The following is an 18,825-nucleotide window of genomic DNA, read 5'->3' on the forward strand; positions in this document are numbered from 1 at the left end:
TCACTGACCTGTGCGGCATATAACGCGGCACGGGCAGTGATTTATTGCTGTTTCTCCAGGCAATTCAGTCAAAAACAACAGAAAGCAAGCGTTCGTCTTGAGCGAAACGTGATAGCCGTCAAAGTAACAAATATCGATTTATTTTACCCTTCGTAATAAATCAAAAGACGCTCAGCGTCACCCCGGTGAAGGATCCTCCCCCTTTGCCAGCGCACTGCGCAAATATGCACTCATACTCAGGAGCTTTTATGTTCAAGAACGCATTTGCGAACCTGCAAAAAGTAGGTAAATCGCTAATGTTGCCGGTATCGGTTTTGCCGATTGCCGGTATTTTATTAGGTGTTGGTTCGGCTAACTTCAGCTGGTTGCCTGCTGTCGTTTCACATGTCATGGCGGAGGCGGGCGGTTCCGTGTTCGCCAACATGCCGCTGATCTTTGCGATTGGCGTGGCGCTCGGTTTTACCAATAACGATGGCGTATCGGCGCTGGCTTCCGTGGTGGCTTACGGCATCATGGTGAAAACCATGGCGGTGGTTGCACCACTGGTGTTGCACTTACCGCCAGCGGAAATTGAGGCCAAACACCTTGCCGATACCGGGGTGCTGGGCGGGATCATTGCCGGCTCCATCGCCGCGTATATGTTTAACCGTTTTTATCGCATCAAGCTGCCTGAATATCTTGGCTTCTTCGCCGGTAAGCGTTTTGTGCCGATCATTTCCGGTCTGACCGCGATTTTCACTGGTATCGTGTTGTCCTTTATCTGGCCACCGATTGGTACCGCGATTCAGGATTTCTCCCAGTGGGCAGCCTATCAGAACCCGGTGGTGGCGTTCGGCATTTACGGTGTCGTTGAGCGTTCGCTGGTGCCGTTTGGTCTGCACCATATCTGGAACGTGCCTTTCCAGATGCAGATTGGTGAGTTCACCAACGCCGCAGGTCAGGTGTTCCACGGTGATATCCCACGCTATATGGCGGGCGATCCAACCGCAGGTAAACTCTCTGGCGGCTTCCTGTTCAAAATGTACGGTCTGCCTGCTGCTGCGATTGCTATCTGGCACTCGGCTAAGCCGGAAAACCGTGCCAAAGTGGGCGGCATTATGATCTCCGCCGCGCTGACCTCGTTCCTGACCGGTATCACCGAACCGATTGAATTTTCGTTTATGTTTGTGGCGCCGATTCTGTATGTGATCCATGCGATTCTGGCGGGTCTGGCATTCCCAATCTGTATTCTGCTGGGCATGCGTGATGGCACCAGCTTCTCACACGGTCTGATTGACTTTGTGGTGCTGAGCGGTAACAGCAGCAAGATCTGGTTGTTCCCGATTGTCGGTATCATTTACGGCCTGATTTATTACACCGTTTTCCGTGTGCTGATTGTGAAATTGAATCTGAAAACACCTGGACGTGAGGACACTGCAATGGAGCAGAGCAGCGCTACCGGTAGCGAGATGGCAGGCAAACTGGTGACTGCATTTGGTGGTAAAGAGAACATTACCAATCTTGATGCCTGTATTACGCGTCTGCGTGTGAGTGTCGCGGATGTGGCAAAAGTGAATCAAACTGAACTGAAAAACCTCGGCGCGCGTGGCGTGGTGGTGGCCGGTTCCGGTGTTCAGGCGATTTTCGGGACCAAGTCCGATAACCTGAAAACTGAGATGGATGATTATATTCGTAATATGTAAAGGATTGGGCTCGGCCTGAGGTCAAGGTCAAGGCAGTGGCCGAGCCTGTGCGATGAAGCGGCGGCAGATCGTAAAGACGCCATAAACCATCCCTGGGGCTCGGCCCGCGACATCCCTGTCGCGGGACGCTTTACTCCTCTGCCGCCGCTCCCTCGCACCTCACCTTAGGTGCGGTATGGGATAAAACCCTCGTTCCTCACTGGACTTAGCAGACTCATCGCCAGAAATTAGGGTATCGGTGTTAGCGGCATTTGGTAGTCATGCTACGTTTCACGGCCTATGGTTCCTGTCACGCGTCGCTATACATGTCTGCCGTCGCTATCTCCCACTTCAATGTAAATGCGATTACAGATAAACCCGCAGATACTCCGTCAGACACAGCAGCGCCATCGCCTGACCATAGGGCATCGACGTCAGCGGTACCTGGCGGTAATACTCCAAATCGCTGCCCATTGCGGTGCCAAACGACACCTGTTTTAACTCCCCGTCTTCATCAATATTGGCGATCACGCCACGCAAGGCTTTTTCGGCCATTGGGCGATACTCGTCAGACAAATACCGTTTACGCACCGCTTTGAGAATTCCATAAGCGAATCCCGCCGTGGCAGACGCTTCCGGATAGCTTTGTGGGTCGTCGAGTAGGGTATGCCAGAGACCGCTGCTGTGCTGACAAGCGGCTAATGCCTTTACCTGACTGGCCAATACCTGCTGCAGGAAACGACGCGTGGCATGTTGTTCCGGCCAGTTCATCATTTCGAGGAAATCCGGGATCACGATGGTCAGCCAACTGTTGCCGCGTGCCCAGCGGGCATTAGCAAAATTGTGTCGGCCATCGAAGGTCCAGCCGTGGAACCACAAACCGGTTTGACGATCCATCAGGTATTGAGTGTGGATCAGAAATTGATAGCTGGCTTCTTCAACAAACTCCGGGCGATCGAGTAACTGGCCAATCTTCGCCAGCGCCATCACGCTCATCATTAAGGTGTCGTCCCACAGCTGCTGGGTATTTTCGTTGTTGTAAACGATGTGCTGTAGACCGCCTTGCTCAGTGCGCGGCATTTCATACATCACCCACTCAGCCCAGCGTTCCAGCACCGGCCGCCATGCTGCATGACCGGTCTCTTCATAACGATAAGCCAGCGTCAGGAACGGGCATACCGTGTTCACGTTCTTTGTCGGTGTGCCTTCTGCTAAGCGCGCGCTAAACCAGTCATCGATAATCTTCAGGGTTGCCTGATCGCCCGTCTGCTGGGTGTAATGCAGCATGCCATATAGCCCGATGCCGTGCGTCCATTCCCAGCCAGCCCAACCTTTAGTGTCAATGACGCGGCCATCATCCAGCCGCAGCAAAAACTCGCCGCTGTGATCGGTGATATTGACCAGATTGTCAGTGAGTTTGTGGATGAGTTGCACTAATTCACTGCGTGGCAACAGGTATTCAGGCTGGCACAATAAGGCGCTGTGTTTTACAGGAAATACAGTCATGGTTCATTCCTATCGTTAATCAGGGTAGGGAGAGAGTGAAGCGTGCCGCGATGCGTGGATAGCGCGGGCGCTGCGGGCTTGTTACGGTTGAGGTAACCGACGTTGTTGTTGCCCCATAAGTTTTCATACGGCATACCCGCCAGGGTTTCGACGATGGTGCGCGCCTGCGGTGTTATACGTTCCGGGACCACACGGCCCGCTTCACGCATCTTCAGCGTCTCTTCGCGCAAAACAGTGTGGGTATGCAGATTCAGTTTGAAGCGCAGCGACACAATAAAGCCGCAGATCAGCACCCCAACGGTGCCGACGCTGAGGATCAGCAGAATGGTATGGCCCACCGCAGGAATCTGTTCAGTTTTACCGGAGGTGAAACCCGCCAGCTGCAACATGATGCCAACGATCATCACGGCACCGGCCTGCGAGGCTTTACGCGTCAATGTCATGATCCCGGCGAATATGCCTTCACGTCGCTGTCCGGTGATCACTTCATCGACATCGGCAATATAGGTGTAGGTATTCCATGGCACGTAGTTGATGCCGCCACGTCCTAAACCGGCGAAGGCCGAGATCAGCACTAACAGCGCGAAGTTATCGTTCATCCCGCTGTACCACAGTCCAGCGTAGGAGAGGGCGCTGAGGCCAAACAGCATCACCACCAGACGATAGGCTGGGGCCGGTCCGAGGCGTATACACAGCGGGATCATTGCCATCACCGCTATAAATTGCAGCACCGCCATCGTTCCCATCAGGCTGGAAGCGATTTGCGCGCTCTGCATCAGTACAAACACCACGTACCAGGTAAATACCGCATTAAAGACGTCCTGAGCGATGTAACCGCCCAGATACATGCCGAGGTGTTGACGGAAGATACGAATGCGCAACGTGGAGGCCAGCTCGATATACAGGCGTTTCAGGCTTTGGAACAGCGAGAGTTGCGCCTTTTCTTCTTCAGCCCGACGTGACTCGGCGGAAAAATCCTCCGGCGCGCGTTCCCAGGTGAAGCGCCACACCAGGAATAGCACCAGCGCACAGATGACCGAGAACACCAGGCTGGCATAAAAGAAGGAGATGGGATTCTCTTTGCCAAACCAGCCAATCAGGATGCCTGGCAGGAAGGCGGCCAGAATCGATGACAGTTGTGCCAGCGCGATACGTGCGCCGGAGAAGCGGGTCTTTTGTTTAAAGTCGTCGGTCATCTCCGGCACCAGCGTTTCGTACGGCACCAGAATCATGGTGTAGACCATATCGAACAGCAGATAGGTCAGCAGATACCACCAGAAACTCATGTCGCCGATCCACATCAGGCTATAGCTGAAAACACACGGAATACCGAGCAGGATAAAGAACTTGCGGCGACCGAAGCACTTGCCAAGCCAGGTGGATCCGAAGTTATCGGTGAGAAAACCCATCAGCGGGCTGACGACCGCATCCAGCACGCGGGCAGCAGCAAAAATAAAGGTGGCTTCAATCGGCGAAAGCCCACAGAAGGTGGTGTAGAAATAGAGCAACCAGGCGGCGGTAAGCGCCGTGGTGCCGGCGCCGAGGAAATCCCCGGAACCGTAAGCCAGATAATGGCCCAGACCAATCTTACGAGACTGCATGGCAGCTTCTCCTTGAAATCGACGGATGACACATCCCTCATTGCTCCGTACTGCTTGCCCGGATTGGATAGAAAGTAGAGCGCCGCGCAACGGCAAACCTTCGTGATTTGGTAAGGGTTGTCGGTTGAGTGGCAAAAACACAAAGAAACTGGCGTGATATCTCTAATTTATAAAACAGCGTTTCATTTTGGTGATCTGCGATGGCGTAAATTTGAGAGGGAGAGCACAGCAATGCTGTCTGGGGGATGAAATGGCGTAAAGGCAGCCATTTAACAGAAGAAAAGTGGTACTGAGGTTGAAAGCAAACGAATTCCTCGCGCATACTGCCTGACTGAACTCAGGCTTAAGGAAATGCACCATGGCTGAAGAAACCATTTTCAGTAAGATCATTCGTCGCGAAATCCCCGCCGACGTGGTTTATCAGGACGAACTGGTCACCGCCTTCCGCGATATTGCGCCTAAAGCGCCAACGCACATTCTGATTATCCCTAATGTATTGATCCCCACCACCAATGACGTGCAGGAAGCACACGAGCATGCGTTGGGCCGTATGATTACCGTGGCGGCGAAAATCGCGAAACAGGAAGGGATTGCCGAGGATGGCTATCGTCTGATCATGAACTGTAATCAGCATGGTGGTCAGGAGGTTTATCATATTCATATGCACCTGGTCGGCGGTCAGCCACTGGGTCCGATGCTGTCTATTTAACCTCAGGCGGACCTTGTGATGCGTCAATGGCTGAGTGGCCTGCTGTTGCTGACCCTTGTCGGGTGCAGCAGTGACAAACCGATGATCAACACCTCGCAATCGCTGGTAATGGAATCTTCCGTGCTTTCTGCGGGCATCATTACCGACGAACCTGCGCTGGCCAGCCGTGATGGGCAGATGCGTGCCTCAAGTGTGCTCTATAATCAGCGGGAAACGCCGGTGACCGTTCACTATCGTTTTTATTGGTACGACGAGAAGGGGCTGGAGATAACACCGGAAGAGCCGGCTCAAACTCAAATCGTCCCGGCGCATGGCAGCACAGAAGTTGTCTCGCAAATCGGTAACCTGACCGCCAGTAAGGTGCGTCTCTATCTTTACCTCTGAGGAGTAACCTGTGATTCGCAGTGTAAAACGTTCCAGCGCGCTGTTATTTGCGTTGATGCTCACCGGTTGTGTGGTGAAACAGCAAACCCCAGCGCCGGTTGAACCGACCCAGCCAACGACGCCAACTCAACCGGAGCAGCCTCCTGTGCAGCCGGTACCGCCGCCGGAAACGGTGCCGCAGCCGCCAAAACTGAAAACAATTAACTGGAATGCCAGCGTGCAGCCATTAGTGGGGAATATGGTGCAGTCTGCTGGTGTGAATCCAGGCAGTGTGCTGCTGGTGGACCGCATCAAGAACAGCACCAACGGAGCGTTGCAGAGCGATAAAGCCACCGATGCCATCCAGAATGCGCTGGCAAACAACGGCAAATTTACGCTGGTGACGCCAGAACAGCTGGCACAGGCAAAACAGACGCTGGGCTTATACGCCGATGACAGCCTCAATTCGCGCAGCAAAGCCATTGGCCTGGCACGCAATGTCAACGCGCAGTATGTGCTTTACAGCAGTGCTCAGGGCGATGTGAAAGCGCCAACGCTGCAGATGCAGCTGATGCTGGTGCAGACCGGTGAAATTATCTGGTCAGGCAATGGTATTGCTCAACCCTGATCCCATACTGCAACAACGGATTCAGCAACAATGGCCGACGGCGCAAGCTGCCGGTCATTTTTTCGCGCTGCCGGGATTGAGTGGCAACAGTGTGCGGGTGAAAACCGAGCAGGGTGAGCTGCTGGCGCGTCGTGCGCCACAGCAACCGCTCCCGTTTGTTGATCGCCAACGCGAATATCGCATCTTGCGTCGAATACGTGCTGCGCAACTCGGGCCGACGCCACTGGATTGGCATCATCCCTGGTTATTACAGAGCTGGTTGCCCGGCGAGGTGCTGACGCCTGAGCAATTCAATCAACAGCGTGATGCGGTGCTTGCCTTGCTACATCGCCTGCATCAGCAGCCGCTGACAGGCTATCGCTTGCGACTGACACCGCTGTTGCAACACTACTGGCAGCTGTGTCAGCAACGCCACTGGCGCTGGCAACATCAACTGCAGCGCCTGATCAGGCAGGGTGAACCCCGGCCGTTACGCCTCGTGCCGATTCATATGGATGTTCACGCGGGCAATGTGATTGCCACGTCAGACGGCTTACGTCTCATCGATTGGGAATATGCTGCCGATGGCGATGTGGCATTGGAACTCGCGGCGCTCTGCGCGGTCGATGGTGAACACCCAATCGACTGGATTGCGGGTTACGCGCAACGCAGCCAGCTTGACGAAGCGCGACTTAAGCGACATATGCGGCGCTGGCAGCCGTGGCTGCATCTGCTGATGGCGAGCTGGTATCAGCTGCGTGCTGAACAGAGCGGTGACCCTCATTTGCAACAGCTGGCGCAGGCCAGCTGGCAGGATCTCTAACTCAGGATTGTAACCATGACCATGAATACCCCCGGCCCATTAATGCTGGATGTTGAAAGCTACGAACTCGACGCCGAAGAGCGCGAGATTCTGAAGCATCCGCTGGTGGGCGGACTGATTCTGTTTGCCCGCAACTTTCACGATGTGGATCAGCTGGCGGAACTGGTACGCCAGATTCGCGCTGCTTCGCGTAATCGTTTAGTGGTCGCCGTGGATCAGGAAGGCGGACGGGTGCAGCGCTTCCGTGAAGGCTTTACCAAACTCCCCGCGATGCAATCTTTTGCCGCCCTGCATGATATCGCCACGGCGGGTGAAGTCGCCCAGCAGGCGGGCTGGCAGATGGCAGCGGAAATGATCGCGATGGATATCGACATCAGCTTTGCGCCAGTGCTGGATATTGGCCACATCAGCGCGGCGATTGGCGACCGTTCCTTCCATGAAGATCCCGCGATTGCATTGCAAATTGCTCGCCGTTTTATCAACGGCATGCACGAAGCCGGCATGAAAACCACTGGCAAGCATTTCCCCGGTCACGGTGCGGTGAGTGCTGATTCCCACAAAGAGACCCCGCGCGATCCGCGCGATGCCGCCACGCTGCGCCAGCATGATATGGCGATCTTTAAGCAGTTGATTGATGAGCAACTGCTGGATGCCGTGATGCCGGCGCACGTTATCTATACTGAGATCGATCCATTACCTGCCAGTGGCTCACCTTATTGGCTGCAAACCGTGCTGCGTAAAGAACTCGGTTTTAACGGGGTGATTTTCTCCGACGATCTGTCGATGGAAGGTGCTGCGGTAATGGGCAGTTATGCTGAGCGCGCGCAGCAGTCGCTCAATGCGGGCTGCGACATGATCCTGGTGTGCAATCAGCGCGCCGGAGCGGTGAGTGTGCTGGATAACTTGACGCCGATCCAGGCGGAACGTGTGACGCAGTTATACCATCAGGGGCGTTATACCCGAGAAGCGCTGCAATCCAGTGAACGCTGGAAGCAGAATCATCATCAGCTGAGCGCATTACAGGAGCGCTGGCTGGAGCATAAAGCGTCGGGCAGATAAGCGTCGCTGCCCGGATTTCATTCCACGCTGAGGATAATCATGATCATCTATCTGCACGGTTTTGATTCCAATAGTCCGGGCAACCACGAAAAAGTGCTGCAACTGCAGTTTATTGACCCGGACGTCAGACTCATCAGTTACAGCACGCAACACCCCAAACATGACATGCAGTTTCTGCTGAAAGAGTGCGATAAATTGCAGCAGCAGGGCGGTGACGCGTATCCCTTGATTTGCGGGGTGGGGCTGGGTGGTTACTGGGCCGAACGTATCGGTTTTCTCTGCGGTATGCGTCAGGTGATTTTCAATCCCAACCTATTCCCGTATGAGAACATGGAAGGCAAGATTGATCGTCCGGAAGAGTATCTGGATATCGCCACCAAGTGCGTCAGTGATTTTCGTGAAAAGAATCGCGATCGCTGCCTGACCATTTTGTCCCGCCATGACGAGGCGCTGGATAATCAGCGCACGGCCGCACAACTGCATCCTTTCTATGAAATCGTGTGGGACGAACAGGCCAGCCATAAATTCAAGAACATCTCGCCGCATTTACACCGCATTAAGGCCTTTAAATCCCTTGCCTGAGCCTCCGCGCGCCGTGTGATGCGGCGCACAAAACGTTTAACATTCTGATAATGCACTTGAAAGATTGATGTACATCAATTTTCTTATGATATGTCGTTAGCGCCGTGATATTCTGCCCTCAGCTCGCGATTTAACGTCGCCAACCCTATGTTTATTAAGGTTTTTAGTAACCATTAATTAACTATTGGTTTACAACTTTGAGGGGGTCTTTGTTGACTACATCTATGGAAAAAATCGTCATTATTGGCGGTGGTGCCGGCGGCTTAGAGCTGGCAACGCAGCTCGGTCACAAGCTGGGCAGGAACAAGAAAGCCGAGATTATTCTCGTCGATCGTAACCACAGCCATCTGTGGAAGCCATTGCTGCATGAAGTGGCAACCGGTTCGATGGACGAAGGGATTGATGCCCTGAGCTATCTGGCGCACGCGCGTAATCACGGTTTTCAGTTCCAGCTGGGTTCGCTGACGCAAATTAACCGCGAAAACAAAACCATTGAGCTGGCGGAAATCCGTGATGCTAACGGTGAATTACTGGTACCGCAGCGCGAGATGGCTTATGACCGTCTGGTGATGGCGCTGGGCAGTACTTCCAATGACTTCGGCACTCCGGGTGTGAAAGATCACTGCATCTTCCTCGATAACCCGCATCAGGCTCGTCGTTTCCACAACGAGATGCTTAACCTGTTCCTGCGCTTCTCCGCCAGTGAAGGTAGCCTGGAAAAAGTGAACATTGCGATTGTCGGCGGCGGTGCCACCGGCGTTGAGCTGTCAGCAGAACTCTACAATGCCGTGAAACAGTTGCACAGCTATGGCTACAAAGGCCTTGATAGCTCTGCACTGAACGTGACGCTGGTGGAAGCCGGTGAGCGTATTCTGCCAGCATTGCCACCGCGCATTTCTGCTGCGGCACACCAGGAATTGACCAAGCTCGGCGTGCGCGTCCTGACGCAAACCATGGTGACCAGCGCGACAGAAGAGGGGCTCAATACCAAAGGCGGCGAATTTATTAATGCTGACCTGATGGTGTGGGCTGCCGGTATTAAAGCGCCGGACTTTATGAAAGAGATTGGCGGGCTGGAAACCAACCGCATCAATCAGTTGGTGGTGAAAGATACGCTGCAAACCACGCTGGATGATGACATCTACGCGATTGGTGACTGCGCCTCCTGCGCACTGCCGGGCGGCGGTTTTGTGCCACCGCGCGCGCAGTCTGCACACCAGATGGCGTCACGCGCGCTGGAAAATATTCTGGCGCAACGCAAAGGCAAACCGCTCAAAGCCTACGTCTATAAAGATCACGGTTCTCTGGTATCACTGTCGCGCTTCACCACCGTGGGTAGCCTGATGGGTAACCTGATGCGCGGCTCGATGATGGTAGAAGGGCGCATTGCGCGATTCGTCTACATTTCTCTATATCGCATGCACCAGATTGCGCTCCATGGATACTTCAAAACCGGCCTGATGATGCTGGTCGGTAGCCTGAACCGCGTGCTGCGTCCTCGCCTCAAGTTGCACTAATGTTTTCGGGCGGTCCTCTGCCGCCCGATGCCGCTCTGCCTGCCGTAACCCGCTGAAAAACGACAATTCAGTTTAAGGTTACGGCGGTATTTCAGCCTCTCTCAGAACTCTCCGAAAAACTGGCCCTGACGGCTTTCCGCTGCGTTTCCTCCATTAATCTGATGTTGCAATTACGGACCATCTGTAAAACTTATATCCACAAACACGGCGCGGCGCGCACGCCGGTTATGCCTCGGCTACACAGGATTTCGTAGCGGCAGGAATGCGCGGTAACAACATTCAGGAGGACATTCCTGTGAATAAATCAATGTTAGCGGGTATCGGTATCGGCGTGGCAGCAGCGTTAGGGGTTGCCGCCGTCGCCAGCATGGATGTCTTTGATCGCGGCCCGCAGTATGCACAAGTTCTCTCGGCTACGCCGATTAAAGAGAGCATTAAACAACCGCGACAGGAGTGTCGCAACGTGACGTTAACGCATCGTCGTCCGGTACAGGATGAGAACCGCATCGCCGGTTCGGTATTGGGTGCAGTGGCGGGCGGCGTGCTCGGTCACCAGTTTGGTGGCGGTCGTGGGCGCGATGTTGCAACGGTAGCGGGCGCGCTGGCGGGCGGTTACGGTGGTAACCAGGTGCAAGGGGCACTGCAGGATCGTGATACCTACACCACCAACGAGCAGCGTTGCAAAACCGTTTATGACAAACAGGAAAAAATGCTGGGTTATGATGTGACCTATAAAATAGGCGACCAGCAGGGCAAAATCCGCATGGAAAATGACCCTGGCACCCGCATTCCGCTTGACCGTAATGGTCAGCTGATCCTGAATTCGAATCAGGCCTGATTGGGCAAAGACACGTCACAGCAGCAGTAACGAAAAAAGCGCCGTAAGGCGCTTTTTTTATGGTGGCTATCGGCGCGGCGAGATTCATCTCGCGTCCCGATAGCCACCATGTTGCATGCAGAAGCGCAATGTATCGCTTCGCCAGGCGAGATGCGGCTGAGGACGCTAAATCCGGTTCTTCGCCAGCTCGGCAATGAAGCCCTGAATCCACTCCATCCGCACTTTGCGCTCTTCCAAATCACGAGTGAATCTCAGACGGGTCGGACCATCCAACTTCCACTGTTTAGGATCTTTTTGCAGCAGGCCAATCAACCAACCAGGATCGACATGATTCTGCGGCGCGAACTCGAAGAATCCGCCTTTTTCACTGGCTTCAATTTTACGCACGCCCAGTTCTCGCGCCACCAGACGTAAAGCCGCCACATCCAGAAGGTTGCGCGCCGCATCCGGCAACTTGCCAAAACGATCGATCATCTCAACCTTCAGTTCAGCCAGTTCCTGCTCGTCACTGGCTGAGGCAACGCGTTTATAGAGTGACAAACGCGTGTTCACGTCCGGGATAAAGTCATCCGGCAGCAGCGCAGGCATGCGCAGTTCGATTTCGGTCTGGTTGCTGGTGAGATCTTCCAGCGATGGCTCGCGCCCGGCCTTCAGCGCATCCACGGCGTTTTCCAGCAGTTCCATATACAGCGTGAAACCGATCGTTTCCATCTGGCCGCTTTGATCTTCGCCCAGCAGCTCGCCGGCACCGCGAATCTCAAGATCGTGCGTCGCCAGCGCAAAGCCCGCGCCCAGGTCTTCCAGCGAGGCAATCGCCTCCAGACGCTTCTGCGCATCAGTGGTCATGGCTTTTGGATGCGGCGTTAACAGCCAGGCATAGGCCTGATGGTGTGAGCGCCCGACGCGGCCACGCAGCTGATGCAGCTGCGCCAGGCCAAAGTGGTCAGCACGCTCAATGATGATGGTGTTGGCGCTCGGCACATCAATACCGGTTTCGATGATGGTGGTACACACCAGCACGTTAAAACGCTGGTGGTGGAAATCATTCATCACCCGTTCCAGCTCGCGCTCGCGCATCTGGCCGTGGCCGATGGCGATGCGGGCCTCCGGCACCAGCTCCGCCAGCCGCTGTGCGGCTTTTTCGATGTTCTCAACATCGTTGTAGAGATAGTAAACCTGACCGCCGCGTAAAATTTCACGCAGCAGCGCTTCACGCACCACCAGGCTGTCGTACTCGCGCACAAAGGTTTTCACTGCCAGACGGCGGGCTGGCGGTGTTGCAATGATCGACAGATCGCGCATGCCGCTCATCGCCATATTCAGCGTACGCGGGATGGGGGTAGCAGTGAGCGTCAGGATATCAACGTCCGCGCGCATCGCTTTAATACGCTCTTTATGACGCACGCCAAAACGGTGCTCTTCATCGACAATCAACAGACCGAGATCGTGCCATTTCAGGTCGTTTGACAGCAACTTATGCGTGCCGATCAGAATATCCACTTTGCCTTCACGTGCCTGTTCCAGCACCTGACTCTGCTCTTTCGCGCTACGGAAGCGTGACAGCATCTCAATGCGCACTGGCCAGTTGGCGAAACGGTCGCGGAAGTTATCGTAATGCTGCTGCGCCAGCAGGGTGGTGGGCACCAGCACGGCGATTTGTTTGGCATTCTCCACCGCGAGGAAGGCGGCGCGCATCGCCACTTCAGTTTTACCAAAGCCTACGTCACCGCACACCAGACGATCCATTGCCAGCGGCTGGCACATGTCGCTCAGCACCGCATTAATGGCCTGGCCCTGATCCGGCGTAGTCTCAAACGGGAAGCCTTCGCAGAACAGTTGATACTGATCGCGATCGTGCTTAAAGGCGAAGCCGGTTTTGGCCGCGCGTTGGGCGTAGATATCCAGCAGTTCGGCCGCCACATCACGCACTTTCTCCGCCGCTTTCTGGCGTGCGCGTGACCAGGCATCGCTGCCCAGCTTGTGCAGCGGGGCATTCTCATCCGCGCCACCCGCGTAACGGCTGATCAGGTGCAGTGATGAAACGGGCACGTACAGCTTGGCGTCGCCCGCATAGGAGAGCATCAGATATTCCGCGACAATGCCGCCGGCTTCCAGTGTAGTCAGGCCAATATAACGGCCCACACCGTGTTCCAGATGCACCACCGGCTGGCCGGGATGTAGCTCGGCGAGGTTGCGGATCAACACATCGGGATTGATGGTACGGCGATTATCCTGGCGACGACGGCTGACACGCTCACCCAGCAGGTCGCTTTCACAAATCAACGCGCGATGGCCCGCGCTATCAATAAAGCCGCGTTCGCTGGCACCAATCATTAAACTGTGCGGCTGTTTGGCGGCTTCTTCAAAGCGTTCAATCGGCTGTGGGCGCAGTTTGATGCGCGCCAGCAATTCCTGCAGGCTTTCACGACGGCCTTCACTTTCTACTGAGAAAATGATCTGCCCATCAAACTGCTCCATGAACTGACGCAGCAGATCGAGTGGCGCTTTCGCCTGGGCCTGCACCGTCAGTTCCGGCAGCGGTTGATAGCCGAGATTGGTATTGGCGGCTTTTTCTGGCAGCGTTTCGCTGCTGAGCTGCATGCGTGGCCAGGCTTTCAGTTCGCCGAGCAACGCGTCCGGGCGCAGCCACAACGTTGCAGGCTCCAGCAGCGGGCGCATAGGATCGATGCGGCGATTGTCGAAACGCGCGTTAGCATCCTGCCAGAAGCGATCGGCGCTGCCGTGCAGATCGCCACTGTTGAGTACCAGCGTGTTAGCAGGCAGATAGCTGAACAGGGTAGGCAACTCCTGCTCAAAGAACAGCGGCTGCCAGTATTCGATCCCGGCAGGCAGCGTGCCTTTGCTCACCTGCTGATAGACATGCTCCGGCTCGCGGCGCACATCAAATAGCTCGCGCCAGCGGCTGCGGAACAGCTCAATCGCCGCTTTATCAGTGGGAAACTCGTGCGCAGGCAGCAAATTGATGGCGTCAACCGCTTCCAGCGTGCGTTGGCTGTCCGCATCGAACAGGCGCAGGCTGTCAATTTCGTCATCAAAGAAGTCGATACGATAGGGCTGATCGCTGCCCATTGGGAACAGATCCAGCAGCGCGCCGCGCGTGGCGTACTCGCCGTGCTCCATCACCTGATCGACATGGCGATAGCCAGCCTGCTCCAGCTGATCACGCAGCGCATCGCGCGAGAGTTTTTGCCCCTGCTTCATCACCAGCGCATGTCCATGCAGGAAGCTGTGCGGACAGACGCGCTGCATCAGCGTGTTGACCGGCATAATCAGCATGCCGCGCGTCAGATTGGGCAGTTGATAAAGGGTGGAAAGACGGGCAGAGATAATGTCCTGATGCGGCGAGAAGCTGTCGTAAGGCAGCGTTTCCCAGTCGGCGAGATTGGTGACCGGCAGATCGGTGAACTGGCGAATCTCCTCCTGCAGACGCAGGGCAGATTGCATATCCGGCGTAATCATCAGCACCGGACCCGGGTGGCGTTCGGTAATACTGGCGCACTCAACCGCCTGAGCGGCGCCAATCAGTTCGCCGAGCTGACGATGATCGCCCGCTTTCGCAGGCAGGGTATAACGACTCTGTTCCGACATAAGGACTCGACATTCTCTCCTTGGATTCCAGGGCGTCATCATTCCATAATCCGCCCCCAGGATCATCTGTCGCGGTGCTATTTCTCATCGCCCTTCATACTTCGCACTGTGGCCGCGTTGGCTGCGTCTGCGAACCCCGGTCACTTACTTGATTGCTGTGTGTAGTGCATGCGCGGACGATCGACGTTAGCCCAGGACAACTCTTTTTCCAGATGATAGCTGTGGTTGCCGTCGTCCCACTTCACGTAATAGCCGGTTGCCGCATCTCCCTGTTCAAAGACGTTGACGATCTCGCCTCTGATTTCTCCCGATTTGTGTTTCACGATACTGCCCTTCGGAAATCTGAACATGGGTATACTCCTTTTCGCCCGGCATCTTTCGCACCGTGGCGGCGTTGGCTGCGCCTGCTAACCCCAGTCACTTACTGATGTAAGCTCCTGGGGATTAGCAAGCTTGCCGCCTTGCCACAGCACGAAATCTTTGGGCTGACTGCGGTGCTGATTAAATGGGCATACTGCGGTGCCGGCTGGACATAAATTTGTGCTACATGGAGAAGTCTACCGCAGGGTATGCCTAATAAACGCACAATAAGTATCATTATTTTGTCGCAATTTTATGCATTGACGCAGATTGCGACGTATTTGGATGCAACTTTGCCACAGACTCAGAGGGTTAGAGGTTTCATAAACAGGGCTGCTCCTTTATCATCCCACTACTTATTTTCAGGCAACTGCCAAGACGGATCTCATGTATCAACCAGTCGCGTTATTCATCGGTTTGCGCTACATGCGTGGACGTGCCTCAGACCGCTTCGGTCGCTTCGTCTCCTGGCTTTCCACCATCGGTATCACGCTGGGCGTGCTGGCGCTGGTCACCGTACTGTCGGTGATGAACGGCTTCGAGCGTGAGCTGGAGGGCAATATCCTCGGCCTGATGCCGCAAGCGTTGGTCACCAGCGACAAAGGCAGCATCAATCCACAACAGGTGACGGCGGAGAGCCTCAAACTGCAGGGCGTCACGCGTGTGGCCCCGCTGACCACCGCTGATGTGGTGCTGCAAAGCGCGCGCAATGTCTCAGTGGGCGTGATGCTGGGCATCAACCCGGACGAACAAGACCCGCTCACCCCTTATCTTGTGAACACGCAACAGAACGTGCTGCAACCGGGCCAATACAATATGATTCTCGGTGAACAGTTGGCGTCTCAGTTGGGCGTTAAACGTGGCGACCAGCTGCGTCTGATGGTGCCGACGGTGAGCCAGTTTACGCCGGTGGGCCGCTTGCCGAGCCAGCGTATCTTCACCGTCGCAGGCACCTATGCTGCCAACAGCGAAGTCGATGCCTATCAGATTCTGGTGAATCAGCAGGATGCCTCCCGCGTGATGCGCTATCCGCTGGGTAACATCACCGGCTGGCGTTTGTGGCTGGATAAACCGCTGAATGTGGATGCCTTCAGTGAACAGCACCTGCCGGATGGCCTGACGCTGAAAGACTGGCGCGAGCGCAAAGGCGATCTGTTCCAGGCGGTACGCATGGAAAAAAACATGATGGGGCTGCTGCTGAGTCTGATCATCGCGGTAGCGGCGTTTAACATCATTACTTCACTCGGTCTGCTGATCATGGAAAAGCAGGGTGAACTGGCGATTCTGCAAACGCAGGGCTTAACCCGCCGACAGATCGTCGCGGTGTTTATGGTGCAGGGCGCCAGTGCCGGCATTATCGGCACCTTGCTCGGTACGCTGCTCGGCGTGCTGCTCGCCAGCCAGCTGAATAATTTGATGCCAGTGATTGGCCTGTTCCTGGATGGCGCGGCGTTGCCGGTTGATATCAACGTCTGGCAGGTGGTCACGATTGCGCTGGTCTCGATGATCGTCGCGCTGCTCTCAACCCTTTATCCGTCATGGCGCGCTGCCGCCGTTCAACCCGCTGAGGCTTTACGTTATGAGTAATACCCCTTTGTTGCAGTGTCGTGACCTGTGCAAACGCTATCAAGAAGGCAGCGTGCAGACCGATGTGCTGCGCAATGTGGCTTTTAGCCTGCAGCCAGGCGAACTGACGGCCATCGTTGGTAGCTCCGGCTCGGGTAAAAGTACCCTACTGCATCTGCTCGGCGGCCTCGATGCGCCCACTTCGGGTGACGTGGTGTTCGACGGCAAATCACTGAATGCGATGTCTTCTGCTGCCAAAGCCGAACTGCGCAACCGCGAGCTGGGCTTTATCTATCAGTTCCACCATCTATTGCCCGACTTCACGGCACTGGAGAACGTGGCGATGCCATTGCTGATTGGCAAAACCGCAAAAGCGGAGGCCGCCTCGCGCGCGCTGGAAATGCTGGCAGCGGTCGGACTGGAAAAACGCGCTGCGCATCGTCCTTCTGAGCTGTCGGGCGGTGAGCGTCAGCGTGTCGCAATCGCGCGTGCGCTGGTGAACCGTCCGCGCCTGGTGATGGCGGATGAACCGACCGGTAACCTGGACGCGCGTAATGCCGATGCGATTTTCAAACTGCTGGGCGAGCTGAATCAGCAGCAGGGCACCGCATTTCTGGTGGTGACGCACGATCTGAATCTGGCTAAACGTCTGAATCGCCAGATGGAGATGCGCGACGGTCAGCTGAGCGAGCATCTGACGCTGGGAGCCATCTGATGGGTTCGTCATTATCCCTGCTGCTTGGCCTGCGCTTCAGTCGCGGTCGGCGGCGTGGTGGCATGGTCTCACTGATCTCCATCATCTCGACCATCGGCATCGCCCTGGGTGTTGCGGTGTTGATTATTGGCCTGAGCGCGATGAACGGTTTTGAACGCGAGCTGAACAAGCGCATTCTGGCCGTGGTACCGCACGGTGAAATCGAGCCGGTGAATCAGCCTTTCCGCAACTGGCAGCCGATGATCGCACCGATTGAAAAGGTGCCGGGTATCGCTGCAGCGGCGCCTTACATTAACTTTACCGGCTTGATTGAGAGCGGCGCGAAGATGCAGGCGTTGCAGGTGAAGGGTGTCGACCCGCAACAGGAATCACGTCTGAGCGCTTTGCCGAGCTTTGTCGATGGCGATGCGTGGCAGCAGTTCGGCGCAGATAAACAGCAGATCATCCTCGGTGGTGGCATTGCCAAATCGCTCAACGTGAAACAGGGCGATTGGATCACCATCATGATCCCGAACAATGACGGTGAAAATAAGCTGCTGCAACCGAAACGTATTCGTCTGCAGGTATCAGGCATTCTGCAACTCAGCGGCATGCTGGATCATAGCCTGGCGCTGGTGCCGCTGGCGGATGCGCAAAAATATCTTGATATGGGCGACAGCGTCAGTGGCATCGCGCTGAAGATGAGCGATCCCTTCCAGGCGCAAAAACTGGTGCGCGATGCGGGTGAAGCCACGCATTCCTATGTCTATATCAAGAGCTGGATTGGCACCTACGGTTACATGTACCGCGATATCCAGATGATCCGCGCGATTATGTATCTGGCGATGGTGCTGGTGATTGGCGTGGCCTGTTTTAATATCGTCTCGACGCTGGTAATGGCGGTGAAAGATAAGAGCAGTGATATTGCGGTGCTGCGCACGCTGGGCGCCAAAGATGGCCTGATCCGCGCCATTTTTATCTGGTATGGCTTACTGGCCGGATTGCTCGGCAGCATCAGCGGCGTGGTGGTGGGCGTGCTGGTGGCGCTCAACCTGACGCCGATCGTGCGTGGGCTGGAGCACCTTACCGGTCATCAGTTGCTGGCGGGGGATATCTACTTCATTGATTTCCTGCCATCGGAGCTGCACTGGATTGATGTGATTTCGGTGCTGGTGACCGCCATCCTGCTCAGCCTGATTGCCAGCTGGTATCCGGCGCGGCGTGCCAGTCGAATCGATCCGGCTCGCGTACTGAGCGGACAGTAATGATAAAAAACGCAGCCGCCTTCGCGGCTGCGCACATTTTCAGCGTCTGTGGCATGCAGCCGTCA

Annotated in this window: 16 protein-coding genes; 12 read left to right on the forward strand and 4 right to left on the reverse strand. The window is 55.5% G+C overall.

What is annotated here, in order from left to right; all coding sequences use genetic code 11:
- Positions 1-248 precede the first annotated feature (248 nt).
- Entirely contained in the window at positions 249-1,682 is a 1,434-nt protein-coding gene (gene ptsG, locus JK231_RS00740; RefSeq protein ID WP_058959578.1) for a PTS glucose transporter subunit IIBC, read from the forward strand.
- 345 nt (positions 1,683-2,027) lie between these two features.
- On the opposite strand, the gene JK231_RS00745 is transcribed toward ptsG, so the two are convergent.
- Together JK231_RS00745 and JK231_RS00750 are read right to left on the reverse strand one after the other, a co-directional pair.
- Positions 2,028-3,167, reverse strand: coding sequence for a glycoside hydrolase family 88 protein (locus tag JK231_RS00745; protein ID WP_097119622.1), 1,140 nt, complete (start codon positions 3,165-3,167; stop codon positions 2,028-2,030).
- On the reverse strand, positions 3,164-4,768 hold the full coding sequence (locus tag JK231_RS00750; RefSeq protein WP_211727785.1) for an MFS transporter: 1,605 nt from the start codon (positions 4,766-4,768) through the stop codon (positions 3,164-3,166). The genes JK231_RS00745 and JK231_RS00750 overlap by 4 nt, the downstream gene beginning before the upstream one ends.
- A 358-nt stretch (positions 4,769-5,126) precedes the next feature.
- On the opposite strand from JK231_RS00750, the gene hinT reads away from it, so the two are divergent.
- The 8 genes from hinT (at position 5,127) to JK231_RS00790 (ending at position 11,266) form a co-directional block, all read left to right on the forward strand.
- Positions 5,127-5,477: a purine nucleoside phosphoramidase gene (gene hinT, locus JK231_RS00755; protein WP_097119624.1), complete on the forward strand. Its 351-nt coding sequence runs from the start codon at positions 5,127-5,129 to the stop codon at positions 5,475-5,477.
- Between the two features lie 18 nt (positions 5,478-5,495).
- Complete coding sequence (locus tag JK231_RS00760) at positions 5,496-5,861, forward strand: YcfL family protein (protein WP_166931791.1); 366 nt, start codon at positions 5,496-5,498, stop codon at positions 5,859-5,861.
- A gap of 10 nt (positions 5,862-5,871) precedes the next feature.
- Entirely contained in the window at positions 5,872-6,468 is a 597-nt protein-coding gene (gene lpoB, locus JK231_RS00765; protein WP_211727786.1) for a penicillin-binding protein activator LpoB, read from the forward strand.
- Positions 6,455-7,270, forward strand: coding sequence for a thiamine kinase (gene thiK / locus JK231_RS00770; protein ID WP_211727971.1), 816 nt, complete (start codon positions 6,455-6,457; stop codon positions 7,268-7,270). The genes lpoB and thiK overlap by 14 nt, the downstream gene beginning before the upstream one ends.
- Before the next feature lie 15 nt (positions 7,271-7,285).
- The gene (gene nagZ, locus JK231_RS00775; protein ID WP_211727787.1) at positions 7,286-8,329 is read left to right on the forward strand and encodes a beta-N-acetylhexosaminidase; all 1,044 of its coding nucleotides are present in this window, start codon (positions 7,286-7,288) and stop codon (positions 8,327-8,329) included.
- Between the two features lie 39 nt (positions 8,330-8,368).
- Positions 8,369-8,911 carry an alpha/beta hydrolase YcfP gene (gene ycfP / locus JK231_RS00780; protein WP_034822066.1) on the forward strand — a complete coding sequence of 181 codons (543 nt, stop codon included), beginning with the start codon at positions 8,369-8,371 and terminating at the stop codon, positions 8,909-8,911.
- A gap of 212 nt (positions 8,912-9,123) precedes the next feature.
- Positions 9,124-10,428 (forward strand): NAD(P)/FAD-dependent oxidoreductase, encoded by a 1,305-nt coding sequence (locus JK231_RS00785; RefSeq protein WP_034822063.1) that lies wholly within the window; start codon positions 9,124-9,126, stop codon positions 10,426-10,428.
- A 295-nt stretch (positions 10,429-10,723) separates the two neighbouring features.
- Positions 10,724-11,266 carry a glycine zipper 2TM domain-containing protein gene (locus JK231_RS00790; protein ID WP_034822117.1) on the forward strand — a complete coding sequence of 181 codons (543 nt, stop codon included), beginning with the start codon at positions 10,724-10,726 and terminating at the stop codon, positions 11,264-11,266.
- A 165-nt stretch (positions 11,267-11,431) separates the two neighbouring features.
- Here the strand turns inward: JK231_RS00790 and mfd are convergent, their stop codons facing one another.
- Positions 11,432-14,875: a transcription-repair coupling factor gene (mfd, locus tag JK231_RS00795; RefSeq protein ID WP_211727788.1), complete on the reverse strand. Its 3,444-nt coding sequence runs from the start codon at positions 14,873-14,875 to the stop codon at positions 11,432-11,434.
- Between the two features lie 140 nt (positions 14,876-15,015).
- Positions 15,016-15,225 (reverse strand): hypothetical protein, encoded by a 210-nt coding sequence (locus JK231_RS00800; RefSeq protein ID WP_034822057.1) that lies wholly within the window; start codon positions 15,223-15,225, stop codon positions 15,016-15,018.
- 397 nt (positions 15,226-15,622) lie between these two features.
- Here JK231_RS00800 and lolC point away from each other — a divergent pair, with 397 nt between their 5' ends.
- Genes lolC through lolE form a run of 3 tightly spaced genes read left to right on the forward strand, consistent with a single transcriptional unit; the run spans position 15,623 to position 18,760 of the window.
- Positions 15,623-16,822: a lipoprotein-releasing ABC transporter permease subunit LolC gene (gene lolC, locus JK231_RS00805; RefSeq protein WP_211727789.1), complete on the forward strand. Its 1,200-nt coding sequence runs from the start codon at positions 15,623-15,625 to the stop codon at positions 16,820-16,822.
- Complete coding sequence (gene lolD / locus JK231_RS00810; protein ID WP_034822051.1) at positions 16,815-17,516, forward strand: lipoprotein-releasing ABC transporter ATP-binding protein LolD; 702 nt, start codon at positions 16,815-16,817, stop codon at positions 17,514-17,516. Before lolC ends, lolD begins: the two co-directional genes overlap by 8 nt.
- Positions 17,516-18,760, forward strand: a complete 1,245-nt coding sequence (gene lolE / locus JK231_RS00815; RefSeq protein ID WP_038647554.1) for a lipoprotein-releasing ABC transporter permease subunit LolE — start codon at positions 17,516-17,518, stop codon at positions 18,758-18,760. The genes lolD and lolE overlap by 1 nt, the downstream gene beginning before the upstream one ends.
- The last annotated feature ends 65 nt before the right edge of the window (positions 18,761-18,825 follow it).

This window comes from Pantoea sp. JGM49 (assembly GCF_018257655.1).
Classification (GTDB): Bacteria; Pseudomonadota; Gammaproteobacteria; order Enterobacterales; family Enterobacteriaceae; genus Pantoea; species Pantoea communis.